The organism is Paludisphaera mucosa, assembly GCF_029589435.1.
Lineage (GTDB): Bacteria > Planctomycetota > Planctomycetia > Isosphaerales > Isosphaeraceae > Paludisphaera > Paludisphaera mucosa.
Genome location: NZ_JARRAG010000002.1, coordinates 3472348 through 3488865, shown reverse-complemented (window position 1 = coordinate 3488865; position 16518 = coordinate 3472348). Strand labels below are relative to the sequence as shown.

Below are 16518 nucleotides of genomic sequence, written 5' to 3'. Positions count from 1 at the left end.
GGACCGGGCGCGGGGCCCGAAAGACGACCGTCGGCCGTAGTGTATCACCCGCGCATGGACGTCGACAAGCGACGGTCCGCCCGTTCCCGGGGCCGCCCGGCGCGCCCGGCGGGGGGAGTCGGGATCAGGACATGTGCTCCTCCTCTTCGAGCCCGCCTTCGGCCGAGGGCAGGGGGTCGGCCTCGGCGACGGGGAGGCTGGGGCCCGGGTCGAACCAGGCGTAGGTGGCCGGGATGAACAGGAGCTTGAGGCCCGTGCTGGTGACCAGCCCGCCGATGACGACCGTCGCCAGCGGCCGCTGGACGTCGGCCCCCGAGCCGGTCGAGAAGGCCATCGGGATGAACCCCAGGCTGGCCACGAGCGCGGTCATGAGGACGGGCCTCAGCCGGCTCATGGAGGCCTCCGAGACCGCCTGCCGCATCGGGACGCCGCTCTCGACCCGCTGGCGGATCGCCGAGACGATGACGAGGCCGTCGAGCACGGCGACGCCCGAGAGCGCGATGAAGCCGACCCCGGCCGAGATGCTCAGGTTCATCTCGCGGAGCCAGAGGGCCAGGATCCCGCCCATCGCCCCCATCGGGACGGAGACGAAGATCAGCAGGCCGAGCTTGACCGACTGGAACGTGCCGTAGAGCAGCAGGAAGATCAGGACGAGCGCCACCGGCACCACGATCGTCAGCCGCTGGGTGGCCGACTGCAGGTTCTGGAAGGTCCCGCCCCACTCCAGGAAGTAGCCGCGGGGCATCTCGACGTGCTCGGCGACGCGCTTCTGGGCGTCGGCGACGAACGTGGCCAGGTCGCGGTTGCGGACGTTGGCCTGGACCATGGCCCGGCGCTGGCGGTCCTTCCGCCAGATCTCGTACGCGCCGTCCTCCATACGGAAGTCGGCCAGCTCGGACAGGGGGATCATGCGGCCGTTGGCGTCGGCGATCTTGAGCCGCTTGATGGAGTCGACGTCGTCGCGGGCCGTGGGGTCGAACCGCACCTGGAGGTCGAACGTGCGCTGGCCCTCGATCACCTGGCCGACCACCCTGCCCCCCAGGGCCGAGACGACGTCGAGGATCGTCGACGCGTTGATCCCGTAGCGGGCGATGTCGTCGCGGTTGATCTGGATGCGGAGGAAGGGGAGGCCGCCGAGCACCTGGGCGCGGACGTCGGCCGCCCCCGGGATGTCCTTGATGGCCGCGGAGATCTCGTTGACCTTGTCCTGGAGAACCTCGAGGTCGTCGCCGTAGACCCCGATCCCCACGTCGGCGCGCACGCCCGCCAGCATCTCGTTGAACCGGACCTCGATCGGCTGGCCGAAGTTGAAGAAGGCGCCGGGCAGCTCGTCGCGGCAGACCTTCTCCATCCTGCGGATCAGGTCGGCCTTGGACGGCCCGTGGTCGCCGCCCTGGAACAGCGACAGCACGGGGTGCAGCGGCTTGAGGGCCATGTCGACGTACGTCTCCGTCGGCTTCTTCAGGTAGACGAAGACGTCGGTCTGGTTGACGCCCGCCGGGTCGATGCCGATCTCGGGGCGGCCGGTCCGGCAGACGATCGAGTCGATGGCGTCCGGCAGCGCTTCGCGGAGCGCCTTCTCGATGCGCGTCGAGTCCTCGAGGCTCTCGGTGAGCGAGGCGCTCGGGGGCCGGGTGACGACGATGAGGACGTCCCCCTCGTCGAGCTTGGGGATGAACTCGCCCCCCAGGCTCATCGCCACCGGCATGGTGGCCGCGAACGCCAGCAGCGAGACGGCGACGACGACGACCGGGTGGTCGATGGCGAACCGCAGGAACGGCCGGTAGATCCACTTGCCGAGTCGCACCGGCGGGGTCTCGACCTCGGACGTCCCCGGCCTGAGAATCAGCGAGGCCAGCACGGGCGTCGCCGTCAGGCTCAGGATCAGCGAGCCGATCAGGGCGAAGACGACGGTCAGGGCCATCGGCCGGAACATCTTGCCCTCGACCCCCTCGAGCGCCAGCAGGGGCAGGTGGACGATCGTGATGATCGCGACGCCGAAGACGACCGGCTTGCGGACTTCGTACGCCGCCTCGCGCACCACGTCGACGGCCGAACGCCGCTTGTCGGCGTGGGCCAGGTGGCTCACGCAGTTCTCCATCATGATGACCGAACTGTCGACGATCAGGCCGAAGTCGATCGCGCCCAGGCTCATCAGGCTGCCGGCGATCCCGTAGTAGACCATCATGTTGATCGCGAAGAGCATCGACAGCGGGATCGCCAGCGCGACGACCAGGCCCGCCTTCAGGTTGCCGAGCATCGCCAGCAGCACGGCCACGACGAGCAGGCCGCCCTCGGCCAGGTTCGACGCCACGGTCGTGATCGTGCGGGTGATCAGCACGGCGCGGTCGTAGAAGGGCTCGACGACGATCCCCTCGGGCAGCCGCGGGCGGATCTCGTCGAGCTTCGCCTTGATCCGGTCGACGACCGCGCGGGAGTTCTCGCCGGCGAGCATCATGGCGGTCGCGGTGACGGCCTCGCCCTCGCCGTCGCGGGTCACGGCGCCGTTGCGGATCAAGGGGGCGAAGCGGACCTCGGCGACGTCGCGGACGTACACCGGCGTCCCCGACGGGGTCGTGTCGAGCACGATCTCCGACAGGTCCTCCAGGCTGCTCACCAGCCCCACCGCGCGGATCACGCGCTGCTCGCCCAGGCGTTCGAGGTAGCCGCCGCCGGCGTTGCTGTTGTTCTGGCGGATGGCCTCGAAGACGCGGTTGACCGCGATGTTGCGGGCCAGGAGCTGATCGGGGTCGAGCCGGACCTCGTAGGTCTTCAGCTCGCCGCCGAACGCGTTGACCTCCACCACCCCGGGGACGCTCTTGAGCGGCCGGGCGATCTCCCAGTCGAGGATCGTCCGCAGCTCCATCAGCGAGCGCGGGCGGGCCGCGTCGGGGGCGTTCTTGACCTCGAACTGGAAGACCTCGCCGAGCCCCGTCGTGATCGGCCCCATCTCGGGCTGGCCGAATTCGGGGGGGATCGACGACCGGACGACCGCGAGCCGCTCGCCGACCTGCTGGCGGGCCCAGTAGATGTCCGTCCCCTCCTCGAAGACGATCGTCACGCCCGAGAGGCCGAACTGCGAGAACGAGCGGACCTCCTGGATCCGGGGGATCCCGTTCATCGCGTTCTCGACCGGGATCGTGATGAACTGCTCGACCTCGACCGGGCCCAGCCCGGGCGAGCTGGTCAGGGCCATCACCTGGACGTTGGTGATGTCGGGCGTCGCGTCGATCGGCAGCTTCACGAGCGACCGCGCGCCCCACAGCCCCAGCCCGACGAGCAGCAACAGGACCATCGGGCGGTTGCGCAGCGCCCAGTCGATCAAGCGGTCGAACATATTCGCGTGGGGGGTTGGAGGGGGCGGGGGGGGGCGGATGCGGCCCGCGGCCGGGCCGAGGCCCGCCGCGAGCCGCCCGTCGACGGGCCGGCGGCCGCGGTCAGGACTCGGTCGACGCCATGCGGATCCACTCGGCCTTGAGCTTGAACGCGCCCCGGGTCACGACGTCCTCGCCGGGCCGGAGGCCGGAGAAGACGGCCGTCCGCTCCTCGCCGGGGCCGCGGGTCTTGACCTCGCGCAGCTCGAACGACTCGGGGCCGGTCCGCACGAAGGCGATCCAGCGCTCGTCGTCGGAGAGCAGGGCGTCGCTGGGCACCGACGGGACCTGCTCCTGCGAGCGCACCGAGAGGGCCACGTCGATGTACATGCCCGGCTTGAGGAACCGATCGGGGTTCTCGGCCCGCGCCAGCAGGGTCACCGTCTGGGTCTTCTCGACGACGAGGTCGCCGGTGTAGAGCAGCCGCGCCTTGAACTGCTTCTCGGGGTAGGCGTCGGACATGAACGAGATCGAGACGTTCTCGTCGTCCTGGATGTACGGCAGGTTGCCGGGGTTGATGTTGGCCTCGACCCAGACCTGGTCCAGGTTCGCCAGCGTGAAGATCCGGTGGGTCACGTCGACCGCAACGCCCGGGACGACCAGCTCGCGGTCGAGGATCGTGCCGGCGAAGGGGGCCTTGAGCTTGTACAGGCTGGCGGGCTCCGCGGGCAGCGGCTTGGGGTCGCTCGGGGCGGCGGCCTTGGTCCCGACCGACATGGCCTCGGCGACGTCCGTGACGGCGCTCTTCTCGCCGGGGATCTTGGACCTGGAGGCCGGCACCTCGGCCGTGATGTTCTGCTGCTTCAGCGTCTTGGGGATGTAATCGTCGTCGTCGGGGTCGACGCCCAGCACCTGGAGCTTCTCGCGCGAGACGAGCACCGAGGTCTCGGCCTGCCGCAGCGCCTGCTGGGCGCGGACGTTCGCCAGGTTGCTCTCGTAACCCATCTGATCGAGGAGCGTCTGGTAGGCGGCGAGGTCGGCGTCGAAGCGGGCCTTGCTCTCCTCCATGAGCTGGCCCCGGATGATCTCCTGGTCGTACAGGTCGTTCTTGCGGGCGAGGTTGGCCTTGGCCAGGCGGTGGGCCGTGTAGGCGGTCATCAATCGCTCGCGGTTCGTGCCGACCGGCTTGTCGGCGAACTTGGCGTTGATCTCCTCGGGCGTGTCCTCGGCCCGGAGCCGGACGACCAACTCCAGCGTGTTCTTGAGGATCGTCTCCTGCCAGCGGGCCTGCGCCAGCGCGACGTCGAGCGACTGCAGGTTCATCAACAGGTCGAGCCGGGCCTGGCCCACCGAGGCGCTCTCGATCGTCGCCAGCACCTCGCCGGCCTTGACGTCCTGTCCGATCCGCACTGCGACGCTCCGCACGATCCCCGGGGCCCGGGGCGTGATGAACGCGAAGCGGTTCTCGTCGGGGGCGATCCGCCCCGGGACGCGGACCAGGATCGTCTCGGGCTCGAGCTTGACCGGCTGGACCTCGACGCCGATGAGCTTCTGCTGCTCGGCGGAGATCCTGACGACCCGGTCGTGCGGGCCCTTGGCCGCGGGCTTCGGCGCCTCGGCGACGGCCTCCCGCGCGGCGTCGGGGCCCGGCTCGGCGGGATGCGACTTGCCCCACGTGTGCCACGCCCCGAAGCCGACGGCGAGGGCCGCGACCAGCCCGACGATCCATCCGGCCCTGGCGTACGTCATCAAGTGCGACGGAAGCGGTCGTAACATATTCCCTCGATGCGGTTCGTGGGCCTGGTACAGCCTGTGGTCGTCGCGCCGCGAGGGAGAGAGCGTCGGTGCGACGGATCCGGCGGGCGGGACGCCGCGACGCCAAGGTCGCGGGACGACGGCCCGGATGGAGGAATTCCGGTGAGAGCGAGGTAGGCGGCCCGGGTCCCGGCGTTCGATCACGCCTCGGGCCTGGCGGGTCGCATGGCATCGGTCGTCGCCGCGGGGGCGACGGCCCAGGATTCATCTCCGTGACAACTATCCGCGTGGACCGAGGGGATTGTCCACCAACATCTAGGTTTGTTATCCATTTTTAAGGTTGCCGGAGGTGCGCCCCGGCAAGATGCCCTGGTCAAAGCGGCGGAAGCGGCATAGAAAGGGGAGCTGGGCGATGCGGCCTCACGCGCGGCGGGGCGGCGACCGGGCAAGAGGTTGGAGGGGGACCGAGGGACATGGCCGAGGTTGACCACGCGACCCGGGGCGGATCGATCGGGCCGGGCCTGCTGAGACGGCTCGGCCTGGACCGGCCCGAGCTTCGCGCCTGGGCGATGTATGATTGGGCCAATTCGGCGATGATGTGCGTCATCATCACGGCCGTCTTCCCCATCTACTATTCCCAGGTCGCGTGCGCGGGCGAGGAGCCCAAGGTCGCCTCGGGGCGCCTGGCCGCGGTCACGACGCTCGGGATGGTGATCGTCGCCCTGATGTCGCCCCTGCTGGGCGCCTACGCCGACCACACGGCGCGGAAGAAGCCGCTGCTCGGCCTCTTCCTGGGGCTCGGCCTGCTCGCGACGGCCGCGATGTACTTCATCCACACGGGCGACTGGATCCTGGCCTCGATCCTCTTCATCCTGGCGAACATCGGCGCGAACGCCAGCTTCGTCTTCTACGACGCGCTGCTGCCTCACATCGCAAGCGACGACGAGATCGACCGGGTCTCGACGTCCGGCTACGCGCTGGGGTACATCGGCGGCGGCCTGCTGCTGGGACTGAACCTGGCCTGGATCACGAAGCCGAGCTGGTTCGGCCTCCCCTCGGGCGAGGGGCTCTCCGAGGCCCAGGCGACGCTCCCGACCCGGCTGGCGTTCGTCTCGGTCGCGGTCTGGTGGTTCGTCTTCTCGATCCCGCTCTTTCGCCGCGTCCCCGAGCCCCCCACCTTCGGCGGCGAGCGCTGGTCGCATTTGAACCCGGTGCGGGCCACTCTCGGCCGCCTCGGCGAGACGGCCCGCGACATCCGCCGCTTCCGTCAGGGCTTGCTGATGCTCGTGGCCTTCCTGATCTACAACGACGGGATCGGCACCATCATCCGCATGGCCACGATCTACGGCGAGGAGCTGCGGATTGACCGGACCGTGATGATCGCGTCGATCATGCTGGTCCAGTTCGTCGGCATCCCCTGCTCGTTCCTCTTCGGCGCGTTCGCCGGCAGGATCGGGGTGAAGCGGTCGATCCTCCTGGGCCTGGCGGTCTACACGGTCATCTGCGTGATCGGCTACTCGATGAAGACCAGCCGGGACTTCCTGATCCTGGCCGTGCTCGTCGGCGTCGTGCAGGGGGGCACGCAGGCGCTCTCCCGGTCGCTCTTCGCGAGCATGATCCCGCGGTCGAAGTCGGGCGAGTTCTTCGGCTTCTTCGCGGTCGTCGAGAAGTTCGCCGGGATCATGGGGCCGGCGATGTTCGCCATCATCAACTTCGCCTCGGGGTCGAGCCGGGGGGCCATCCTGGGCGTGATCGGCTTCTTCCTCGTGGGCGGCTTCCTGCTGGCCATGGTCGACGTCGACGAGGGCCAGAAGCAGGCCCGCGATTGGGAGCTTAGGGAGACGGCGACGGGGCCGGCGGTCGCGGTCGCAGCCAGCCCTGGAGCGTGACGTACCACGACGCCGCCATGTAGAACGCCGGGTAGATCAGCGAGACGTACGCCAGCGCCCGCGTCGCGGTCGAGAACTCCGGGCTGGCCGAGGTGGGCAGGATCCAGAGCAGCCAGACCATCAGCACGCCCCAGACGATCCCCGTGATCGTCGCGAACCGGTTCAGCGGCCCCGGCTGCGACGGGTACAGGTGCTTCACGGGCACGAACGTCAGGATGGCCAGGAAGAGCAGGATCCCCAGGGCCGCGGCCTGCGGGATCGGCAGCACGTACAGGTAGAACGCGACGACGTTCCAGAGCGACGGGAAGCCCAGGAAGTAGCCGTCGGGCGTCTTCACGTCGACCTGGCAGAAGCCGTACGCGCTCGCCAGCAGCGGGGCGATCAGCCAGGCCTCGGTCCCGGGCGGGATCAGCCCGGCGCGCCAGACGAGCATCAGCGGCAGGAACGTGTAGGTCAGGAAGTCGGTGATGTCGTCGAGCCGGCGGCCGTCGAAGCTGGGGACGGCCTCCTTGATCCGCACCGCGCGGGCGAACGTGCCGTCGGAGGCGTCGACGAGCACCGCGACCAGCATCAGCAGGAACGACCAGCGGAAGGCGTCCGGTCCGCCCTCGACCAGCAGCGCCAGGATCACCGCGGCGATCGCCAGCCCCGAAGCGGTATAGGCGTGGACGCACCAGCCCAGGAACCGGCGGATCGGGCCCGGGCGGACGGCGGCGGCGGGCGGCGATTCCAGCGTCTCGACCATCTTCGGCATCCCTTCGAGGCTACGACGATTCCCCGGGCGCGAGCTGGACGATCAATCCCGGCGAGTCGTCGAAGTCCAGTTCGTCGGCCGCGTGCTCCGGCAGGACGCCCGCCCGGAGCCGGCCGACCGCCAGGTAATATCCCGCTCCCACGGCCATCAGCCCGGCGGTCGCGATCAGGGCGGCGTAGCGGCCGACCGGATCCTCGCCGTAGACCTCGGCCCGCGGCCAGCTCATGTTGAGGACGACGAACACGCCCCAGGCCGTCGCCGCGAGGTTCACCGGCAGGCCCCAACGGCCCAGGCTGAACCGCTCGCCGGTCGGAGTTGGGTCGTCGTCCTCGTCGACCTCGCCGAAACGCTCGCGGAGGCGGCCCAGAAGGAGCGGCGTGGTGACCATCAGGTAGGCCAGGTTCGCCCAGACGAGGGCGACCGAGCAGAGCGTCTCGATGATCCGGGGGGCGTTGACGTTCACCAGCAGGATCGCGGAGGCCAGCAGCCCCGTGACGATCGCGGGCGCGATCGGCGTGCGGGTCTCGCCGGTCACGCGGGCCAGCGACTCGGCGAACGGCAGGCTGTTGTCGCGGGCCATCGCGAACATCAGCCGCACCGTCCCGGTGTGGACGGCCAGGGCGCAGACGGCCACCGCGAAGACGACCTCGATCAGGAAGACGGTCCCCAGCTTCGACCCCAGGACCGTCTTGACGATCAGGGGCAGCCCGCCCGACACCTGGCCGAGCGCCGGGTCGGCCGGGTCCGGCGTCGCGAGCAGGCCGACGATGATGAGCAGCCCGCCGACCAGGCCGGCCGCCGCCAGGGCGCGTAGGATCGCCTTCGGCGCGCGGCGGCGGGGATCGGCCGTCTCCTCGGCGAGGGTCCCCGCGGTGTCGAAGCCGTAGAGGACGTACGACGCCATCACCGCCGCCGCCAGGAAGGCCCCGAAGTAGCCGCCCGGCTCGCCGGCGCCGCGGCCCTGCGTCTCGATCAGGATCGCGGGGCCGCGGCAGGCGTGGATCCCCAGCAGGACGATCAGCAGGACCACGCCCCCCAGCTCGGCGCAGACGCCCACGTTGTTGATCAGGGCCATCAGCCGCACGCCGACGGCGTTGATGATCGTCGTCAGGGCGATCAGCGTGCAGCCCAGCAGGACCGCGTTCTTGGCCTGGTCGACGGGCGTCGAGCCGTCGCCGAACCACTGGAACCAGGCCGAGATCTGCGGCATCGTGTTCTGGAGAGCCAGGGCGACGGCCGCCAGCGTGAGGATCGAGCAGGCGAGGTAGACCCAGCCGGTCAGCCAGCCCACCAGCGGCGTGCCGATCTGCTTCGACCACTGGTAGACGCCGCCCGAGAGCGGGTACGCCGAGGCCAGCTCGGCGAAGCAGAGGGCGATCGTGAACTGGCCGAGGAAGACCGTCGGCCAGGTCCAGAAGAACGCGGGGCCCCCCGCGGCGTACCCCAGGTAGAACATCTGGAACACGCCGGTGAGGATCGAGATATAAGAGAAGCCGGCCGCGAACGACGAGAAGCTGCCGAGGGAGCGGTCCAGCTCCTGCTTGTACCCGAACGCCGCCAGGTCTCGGACGTCGTCGCTCGCGCTAGCCGGCATGCCCGCTCGACCTCCCGATCCGCCGACTCCCGCGCACGCGACCGCCCCCGTCGCGCGACGGGAGCGGCGTGAGACCGGCCTCGTATGCTCCATGACGAATCAGGCGGGGCGCGTGCCGAGGTAGATGCCCCACTTCATGTCGCCGGCCTTGCAGAATCCGATCTTCATGTTCCAGCGGTCGACCAGGTAGTTCAGGTCTTCCTCGGAGAAGTGGCCGAGGAAGGTCTGGCGCTCGTCGACCAGCCGCTTCTCCTCGCGCTTGAGGATGTCCACGAAGGTGTCGGTCGCGTCGTCGACGACGACGTCGGTGAACCCGGCCCCTTCCAGGACCTCGCCGTACTGCTCGGGCTCGATCACGCTGTAGCCGGTCTTCTTGATGTAGGCCTCGAACTCGGGCGAGCCCGGCGTCTTGCCGCGGGCGTAGTCGGTGATGATGATCTTGCCGCCGGGGGCGAGCAGGCTGTAGAGCTTGGCGAACAGCCCGGCCTTGTCGGGGATGTGCATGAAGGCGTCGCGGCTCCAGACCAGGTCGAACTTCTCGGGGAAGTCGGTCTTGAGGACGTCGCCGAGGATGAACTCGACCTTGTCGGCCATGCCGGCGGCCTTGGCGCGGTCGTGGCCGACGGCGATCATCTCCTCGGCCAGGTCGATGCCGACGACCTTGGCGTCGTACTTCTCCACCAGGTGGAACGCCGCCCCGCCGATGCCGCTGCCCACGTCGATCACGCGGACGCCGGGCTTGAGGAAGCCCTTCAGCCGGCCGGTCAGGTTGTCGGTCGTCTCGGCGCCGCCGGTGCTGATGTAGTTGTCGCCGAAGATCTTCTCGTAGCGGAGGATCGAGTCACGGCTGTACTGGCCGTTGTTGTCGAACTTCTGCTTCGACGCGTCCGACGCGGCTTGCGTGCCACTCATGATGGATCCAGACTCGGCTTGCGTGAGGGGGGGAAGTACCCGACGCCTCGGCGCGCGGCGGGGGCCGCGTCGGCCGGGCGGGCGTCGTTCAAGACCGTATTGTGGGGCAGGGGGGAGAAGCTTGTAAAGGGATCATCGTCGATCGCGGCAGGCCCCCGCGACGAATGCGACGATCGTCCGCGTGTACCGATCCGGGTCGACGACGGCGAGTTCGTTGTGCCTTGCGCCCGGGAAGACCTCGAGCCGTCCGTGCGTCCGCACGCGCTCGTGGATCGCCTCGGCTTCGGCGACCGTCGCCAGATCGTCGGAACCTCCCGCCAGGATCAGCACCGGGACGTCGTCGGGCACGCCCGCGATCGCGCGGACGGGCGAGATCGCGTCCAGGTGGGGCAAAAGGACGAACGCGGCCAGGCGAAGTCCCAGGTACGCGGCCCGATCCAGGGGCGCCGGCAGCACCTGGGTGCGGTTCCAGACGGCCGTCTTGAGGTCGCGATAGGGGCTCTCCAGGACGTAGCCGTCGACCTTTTCGCCCAGCTCCGCGGCCGCGAACGTCGCCGCGGCCGAGCCGAGCGAGGCCCCTACGACGAAGATCGGGCGTCCGGGCCTCCGAGCCCCGAGGAAGTCGACCGCGGCGACGACGTCGCGACGGGCGCCGTAGCCGATGTCGTCGTAGTCGCCGTCCGAGTCGCCGTGCGCCCGGAGCGTGATGAACATCAAGGCGCATCCGATCTCGGGCCTGAGGAGCGCCGCCCTCCCCAGGCACTGCGCGCGGCTCGCGCCGCTGCCGTGCAGGAAGAGGAGCGCCGGGGCTTCGGCGCGGCCCTCGGCGTACCAGGCCCCGATCCGCAGGCCGTCGCTCGCGAGGAGGCGGTGCTGTTCCATCGGACCCCAGGCGACCTCGGGCGCGGTCTCGGGGATCGCCGGCTGCATCCGCCGCGTGAGGCGAGAGGCGACGCAGAACGAGATCGCCATCCAGGCCGCGAGGAGCACGGCGAAGGCGACCAGGCCGCGACGGACGCGCCGGTACGTCGGGCGACGTCGGGGCGGCGACGCGGGCGTCGCGGCGTGACTCGGGATCGGCTCGGCGTCTTCCATGCGAGGGTCGTCCCGGGCCGCGGCTCGGCTGCGATGTGCAACGTCGACTGAGCCTTATACCCGGCTCGTCGTCGCCGTGTTTCGGGCCGACGATCAGCGGCGATCGCGACGAGCCTGGGCGACGAAACCGACGATCGTCCGCTTGTAGCGGTCCGGCTCGACCGTGGCGAGGTTGTAATGGGTCGCGCCGGGGAAGGATTCCAGCCGCGCGTGGCTCCGAACCCTCTCGAACAGGGCCCTCGCCTCCTCGGGGGTGGCCATCTCGTCGGCGTCGCCGGCCAGGATCAGGACCGGGACGTCCTCGGGGATCGCCCCGACCGCGCGCAGGGGCGAGATCGCGTCGATGTTCGGCAGCAGCACGAGGCCGGCGAGGCGGAGGCCGACATAGGCGATCGCGTCGAGCCCCGGCGGCAGGTACGTGCTCGTCCGGTTCCAGACGGCCGTCTTGAGGTCCTGGTACGGGCTCTCCAGGACATAGCCGTCGACCTTCTCCCCAAGCTCGGCCGCCGCGAAGGCCGCCGCGGCCGAGCCCAGCGACACCCCGAAGAGGACGATCGGCCGGCCCGGACGCCGGGCGAGGAGGAACTCGACGGCGGCGACGACGTCATGGCGGGCGCTGTAGCCGATGTCGTTGAAGTCGCCCGTGGAGTCGCCGTGGGCACGCATCGAGATCAGCATCACGGCGCAGCCGGCCTCCGCTGCGACGATCCCCGCGCGTTCCAGGCAGTGGCCGCGGCTCCCCTTGTTGCCGTGCAGGAAGAGGACCGCCGGGGCGTCGGCGCGGCCCTCGGCGAACCAGCCGCCGATCTGCTGGCCGTCGTCGGTCGTGAGTCGGAGGCCTTCCAGCGTCCCCCACGAGACCGCCGGCGCGGGCTCGGGGAACGGCGGCCGCTTCCGCTGCGTGAGCCGGTACGCCACGGCGAACGAGATCAGCAGCCACGCCGCCGCCAGCATGACGCACGCCAGGGCCCAGCGGCGGGCGCGGTGGGAACGGAAGGGGCGGATGCGGGCGTGGATCGCCGTCTCGGCCGCGGGACTCGGGGTTGGCTGCGGTTCGTTCATGCGTGTATCTTAACGACGTCGTTGAAGATCGGCGAGTCACGCGACGCGGAGAAGGATCGGCCCATGAGCGACGGCGGCAGGACGCGGCAGATCGGCGGCGTGACGCTCCACCTGGGCGAGCCCGCGGCGACCGACCAGGGCTGGATCGGCCAGGACGAGGTGTTGAAGCAGCTCTCGGCCTGCTGGCTCACCGTCGACCCGAGGGACCGCCCGCTCTCGCCCCGCCTGATCGGCCCGCCGGGCATCGGCAAGACGACGCTGGCGACGGCCGCCGCCAAGCTCCGCGGCCGTCCGCTGTACATCGCCCAGTGCACCGCCGACACCCGGCCCGAGGACCTGATCGTCACCCCGGTCCTGGCCGAGAACGGCAAGATCGCCTACCACGCCTCGCCGCTGGTGACGGCGATGCTCGTCGGCGGCGTCTGCGTGCTCGACGAGGGGAACCGGATGAACGAGAAGTCGTGGGCGAGCCTCGCCCCCTTGCTCGACCATCGCCGCTACGTCGAGAGCATCGTCGCCGGGATCACGATCCCGGCCGACCCCGAGTTCCGCATCTGTGTGACGATGAACGAGGACGAGTCGACCTACGAGGTCCCCGACTACATCCTCTCGCGGCTCCAGCCGACGCTCGAACTCGGCTTCCCCGACCGCGACGACGAGATGGCGATCCTCTTCTACCACCTGCCGTTCGCCGAGCCCGAGCTGCTGGCGCTGACCGTCGAGTTCCTGCAGGAAGCCCACGCGCTGAAGCTGGACTTCTCGCCCCGCGACGGCATCCACATCGTCCGCTACGCGCTCAAGCGGATGGCCCAGGACCCCGAACACCCGCTCGCTCGCGACGCCGCCTGGCGCGAGTCGCTGGCGAAGGTGCTGGGCCCCGAGGCCGTCGACCTCGGCGCGCTCGCCCGCCGCAAGCGCCGCTCGATGGGCGGCCAGCACGCCCCCTTCGGCCTCGGCGACCTCTTCTTCGACCCCGACGACCCCCTCCACCCCGACGTCTCGGACGAAGATGATGAGGACGAGGACGACTGACCTTCTTGAAGCCGATGCCGGCTTCGTGCGAGCGGGCGGCGACGGAAGCAGCATCGCCTGCGCCAGGCCAGGCCGAGGAGGCACAAGATGACGAGTCGCCGTAGCCATCGCCTGATCGCCCTCTTCGCCATGCCGCTCGTCGCCTTTCTCCTCGGGGCCAAGGCCAGGTGTCGAGGGCAAGACGAGTCGAAGGCCGAGACCGTCGCCGGCTGGCGGAAATCGCCGAAGAGCCCGGTCCTCGGCGGCGACCTCGGGACGTGCTTCGACGTCTCCGTCCTCAAGGGCGGCGACGTCTACCGGATGTGGTTCTCCTGGCGGCCGAAGAAGAGCATCGCCCTGGTGGAGAGCCTGGACGGCGTCGTCTGGTCGAAGCCGGTCGTCGTCCTCGGCCGCAATCACAGGACCGACTGGGAGGACGACGTCAACCGTCCGGTCGTGATCCATCAAGGCGGCCTCTACCGGATGTGGTACACCGGGCAGGCTCGCGATAAGTCGTGGATCGGCTACGCCACGAGCCGGGACGGCAAGGCGTGGAAGCGCGAGAGCGACCGCCCCGTCCTCTCGGCGGAGAAGCCCTGGGAGAAGGTCGCGGTGATGTGCCCCCACGTCCTGTTCGACGACCAGGCCGGGCTCTATCGCATGTGGTACTCGGGCGGCGAGCAGTACGAGCCGGACGCGATCGGCCATGCGACTAGCAAGGACGGGCTGAGCTGGGTCAGGCACGGCGACGATCCCGTGTTCGGGCCCGGCCCCGGGCTCGCCTGGGAGAAGGACCGGGTGACGGCCTGCCAGGTGATCCGCCGGGGCGACGGCTATCTCATGTTCTACATCGGATTCCGCGACCGGGACCACGCCCAGATCGGCGTGGCGCGATCGAAGGACGGCCTCACCGGCTGGCGCCGTCACCCGGCCAACCCGATCATCCGACCGGGTGAAGGTCGTTGGGACCAGGATGCGGTCTACAAGCCGTACGCGATCTTCGACGGCCGGAAGTGGCTCCTCTGGTACAACGGCCGCCGGGGCGGTTCCGAGCAGATCGGGCTGGCGACCCACGAGGGCGAGGACCTGGGATTCTGACCTCCTGAACCTCGTGCGTCAGTTCGCCGACCCCGGCCGCGCGGGGACGTTCCACGAGGCGAGGACGGCCTCGTCGAGGCTGGGGTAGCAGTCGACCAGCATGGTCAGGCGGACCTGGTCGAGCAGGGCCATGATCCGGGGGTGGGCCTCGCAGATGCGCACCGCGCCGCCGGCCCGGCCGAGGCGGAGGTGGTGGGCCAGGATCACGCCGATGGTCCGTCGCGAGAGCCGGCCGACGAACTCCAGGTCGACGACCACGCGGCGGGGCAGGGGCTGTTCGGCCAGCTCGATCAGGCGGAGCCGGAGCGCCTCGTTGGCCTGCTCGTCGTCGAGGTCGGTCAGCACGGGGGTGACGACGAGGACGTCCTGGACGACCTCGTGCTTGATCCGCGAGGCGGGATCGTCGTCGTCGGGGTCGTAGGTCGAGACCTCGGCCGTGGCGGGGGCCGAGGCGTCGGACTCGGGCGCGTCGTCGACGACGACCTCGGGGGCGGTCCACGAGGGCTCGATCGCGCCCAACTGTTCCATCTCCTCGCGCGAGACGCCGACCCAGATCCGGCAGTGGGCCGGGCCGATGACGACGCGGTCCTGGGTGTGCAGCTCGGCCTCGGCGTCGCGGATCGTCTCGCCGTTGATCTGGGTGCCGTTGGTGCTCCCCATGTCGCGGAGGAAGACCCGGCCGTCGCGGACCTCGATCGTCGCGTGCCGCTTGCTAACCTTCGACGAGCCCAGCCGCAGGTGGCTCCCCCTGTCGCGGCCGATCAGGAACCGCCGCTTCGCCAGGGCGATCATCCGGCCCTCGAACCCCGCGTACTCGACGCGGAGCCAGACCTTGCCTTCCAGGGGGTCGCCCGGGCGGGCGGGCCGCCGCGAGGCGGGGGCGACGCGCTCGACCTCCATCACGCCGCTGTCGGAACCGCCCGCGGCCTCGACCGGGGCCCCGCCGGCGAGCGGGGGCAGGTCGGAGGCGGAGACGAGGGCTTCGAGGATGTCGATCGGCAGCGACCGCGGCGCCGCGCCCGGCCAGGGCCCTTCCACGGCGGCCGCCTCGTCGTCGCAGGCGATGATCCGTCGGCCCATCCCGATCAGGGTGAAGATCTCGCGGAGCTGGGGCTCCAGGCCGCAGATCTTGAGCCGGCCGCCGTCGGCCGCCTCGCAGCGGCGATGGGCCTCGACCACCGCGGCGACGATCCAGCTCCCCAGGCGCTCGACCCTGGCGAAGTTCAGGACGATCCGATTGTTGCCGACGTCGATCAGGTCGCCGAGGTCCTCGGCCAGCTCGTTGATGTCGGCCCGCTGGACGAGCGACGTGTCGGTGAGCCGGACGATCGTCACCCCGCGTTTGTACACGACGCCGAACCGCTCCCAGCAGCCCCGCGACTTGAACCCCTTCTCCCGCCCCTTCGCCGCCTTCGACGGCCGCCGCGACATGGGCAGGTTGCCGATCAATTGCGTCCAGAGGTTCGCGGCCGGGCGGTGGACCTCGGGGTCGAGGTTGACGGTGATCCAGTCCTCGAGGCGGCGGTCGGACGCCGGGCCCTCGTTGGTGGGGGTCAGACGCACCTTGCGCGGCTTACGCGTCGGGGCGTCGTCGGTCGCCAGGGTCAATTCACCTTGAGCCATCGCCTGGAGACTCCCGCGGGGATCGCAATGCGGCCATCGGTCGAGGCCGACGACCAGGACCGGGCGCAGAGACGCCTTCGGGCCGCGGCCGTCGACGGGTCGGGATACGTCAAAATCCGCCGGGGGCGCGATACGGACGCGCCGGCTCGATGCGTCGTCGTGGACGCGGAGGAAAATCCCGACCGAACGCCGGGACGGCCTCCGAAAGGCAGGAAACGGACGGCGGAACCTCTTGGCGAGGGCCCGTTTGCAGCCCGGCTCGGTCGCCGATCACGACGTCCGTCCGGGCCTCACACTCTCTAGGCGACATTCCCGGCTGCGTCGTCCCCGCCTGCTCGCATTTTCTAAGGATGCCACCTTTCGAAACCTGATCGGTCGGGCCGGCCCAGGTCGCGTCGCCCCGACCCGCCG

The 16518-nt window shown here is 70.2% G+C and carries 11 protein-coding genes; 3 read left to right on the top strand and 8 right to left on the bottom strand.

What is annotated here, in order from left to right:
- Positions 1-124 precede the first annotated feature (124 nt).
- Together PZE19_RS23165 and PZE19_RS23160 are read right to left on the bottom strand one after the other, a co-directional pair.
- Positions 125-3337 carry an efflux RND transporter permease subunit gene (locus PZE19_RS23165; protein WP_277862972.1) on the bottom strand — a complete coding sequence of 1071 codons (3213 nt, stop codon included), beginning with the start codon at positions 3335-3337 and terminating at the stop codon, positions 125-127.
- Positions 3338-3437: 100 nt separating this feature from the next.
- Positions 3438-5090, bottom strand: a complete 1653-nt coding sequence (locus PZE19_RS23160; protein ID WP_277862971.1) for an efflux RND transporter periplasmic adaptor subunit — start codon at positions 5088-5090, stop codon at positions 3438-3440.
- 452 nt (positions 5091-5542) lie between these two features.
- Between PZE19_RS23160 and PZE19_RS23155 the strand changes: the two genes are divergently transcribed.
- On the top strand, positions 5543-6958 hold the full coding sequence (locus PZE19_RS23155) for an MFS transporter (RefSeq protein ID WP_277862970.1): 1416 nt from the start codon (positions 5543-5545) through the stop codon (positions 6956-6958).
- Here PZE19_RS23155 and PZE19_RS23150 read toward each other — a convergent pair.
- The 5 genes from PZE19_RS23150 to PZE19_RS23130 all read right to left on the bottom strand — a co-directional run bounded on the left by PZE19_RS23150 (position 6903) and on the right by PZE19_RS23130 (position 12375).
- Positions 6903-7703, bottom strand: coding sequence for a CDP-alcohol phosphatidyltransferase family protein (locus tag PZE19_RS23150; protein ID WP_277862969.1), 801 nt, complete (start codon positions 7701-7703; stop codon positions 6903-6905). The genes PZE19_RS23155 and PZE19_RS23150 overlap by 56 nt on opposite strands.
- A gap of 19 nt (positions 7704-7722) precedes the next feature.
- On the bottom strand, positions 7723-9306 hold the full coding sequence (locus PZE19_RS23145; RefSeq protein WP_277862968.1) for an amino acid permease: 1584 nt from the start codon (positions 9304-9306) through the stop codon (positions 7723-7725).
- 99 nt (positions 9307-9405) lie between these two features.
- Complete coding sequence (locus PZE19_RS23140) at positions 9406-10218, bottom strand: methyltransferase domain-containing protein (protein WP_277862967.1); 813 nt, start codon at positions 10216-10218, stop codon at positions 9406-9408.
- Between the two features lie 132 nt (positions 10219-10350).
- Positions 10351-11313: an alpha/beta hydrolase gene (locus PZE19_RS23135; protein ID WP_277862966.1), complete on the bottom strand. Its 963-nt coding sequence runs from the start codon at positions 11311-11313 to the stop codon at positions 10351-10353.
- A gap of 93 nt (positions 11314-11406) precedes the next feature.
- Positions 11407-12375, bottom strand: a complete 969-nt coding sequence (locus PZE19_RS23130) for an alpha/beta hydrolase (RefSeq protein WP_277862965.1) — start codon at positions 12373-12375, stop codon at positions 11407-11409.
- A 63-nt stretch (positions 12376-12438) separates the two neighbouring features.
- On the opposite strand from PZE19_RS23130, the gene PZE19_RS23125 reads away from it, so the two are divergent.
- Together PZE19_RS23125 and PZE19_RS23120 are read left to right on the top strand one after the other, a co-directional pair.
- Positions 12439-13407, top strand: a complete 969-nt coding sequence (locus PZE19_RS23125; RefSeq protein WP_277862964.1) for an AAA family ATPase — start codon at positions 12439-12441, stop codon at positions 13405-13407.
- A gap of 87 nt (positions 13408-13494) precedes the next feature.
- Entirely contained in the window at positions 13495-14484 is a 990-nt protein-coding gene (locus PZE19_RS23120) for a glycoside hydrolase family protein (RefSeq protein WP_277862963.1), read from the top strand.
- A gap of 18 nt (positions 14485-14502) precedes the next feature.
- Here PZE19_RS23120 and PZE19_RS23115 read toward each other — a convergent pair whose 3' ends face one another.
- On the bottom strand, positions 14503-16107 hold the full coding sequence (locus PZE19_RS23115; RefSeq protein WP_277862962.1) for an FHA domain-containing protein: 1605 nt from the start codon (positions 16105-16107) through the stop codon (positions 14503-14505).
- Positions 16108-16518 lie beyond the last annotated feature (411 nt).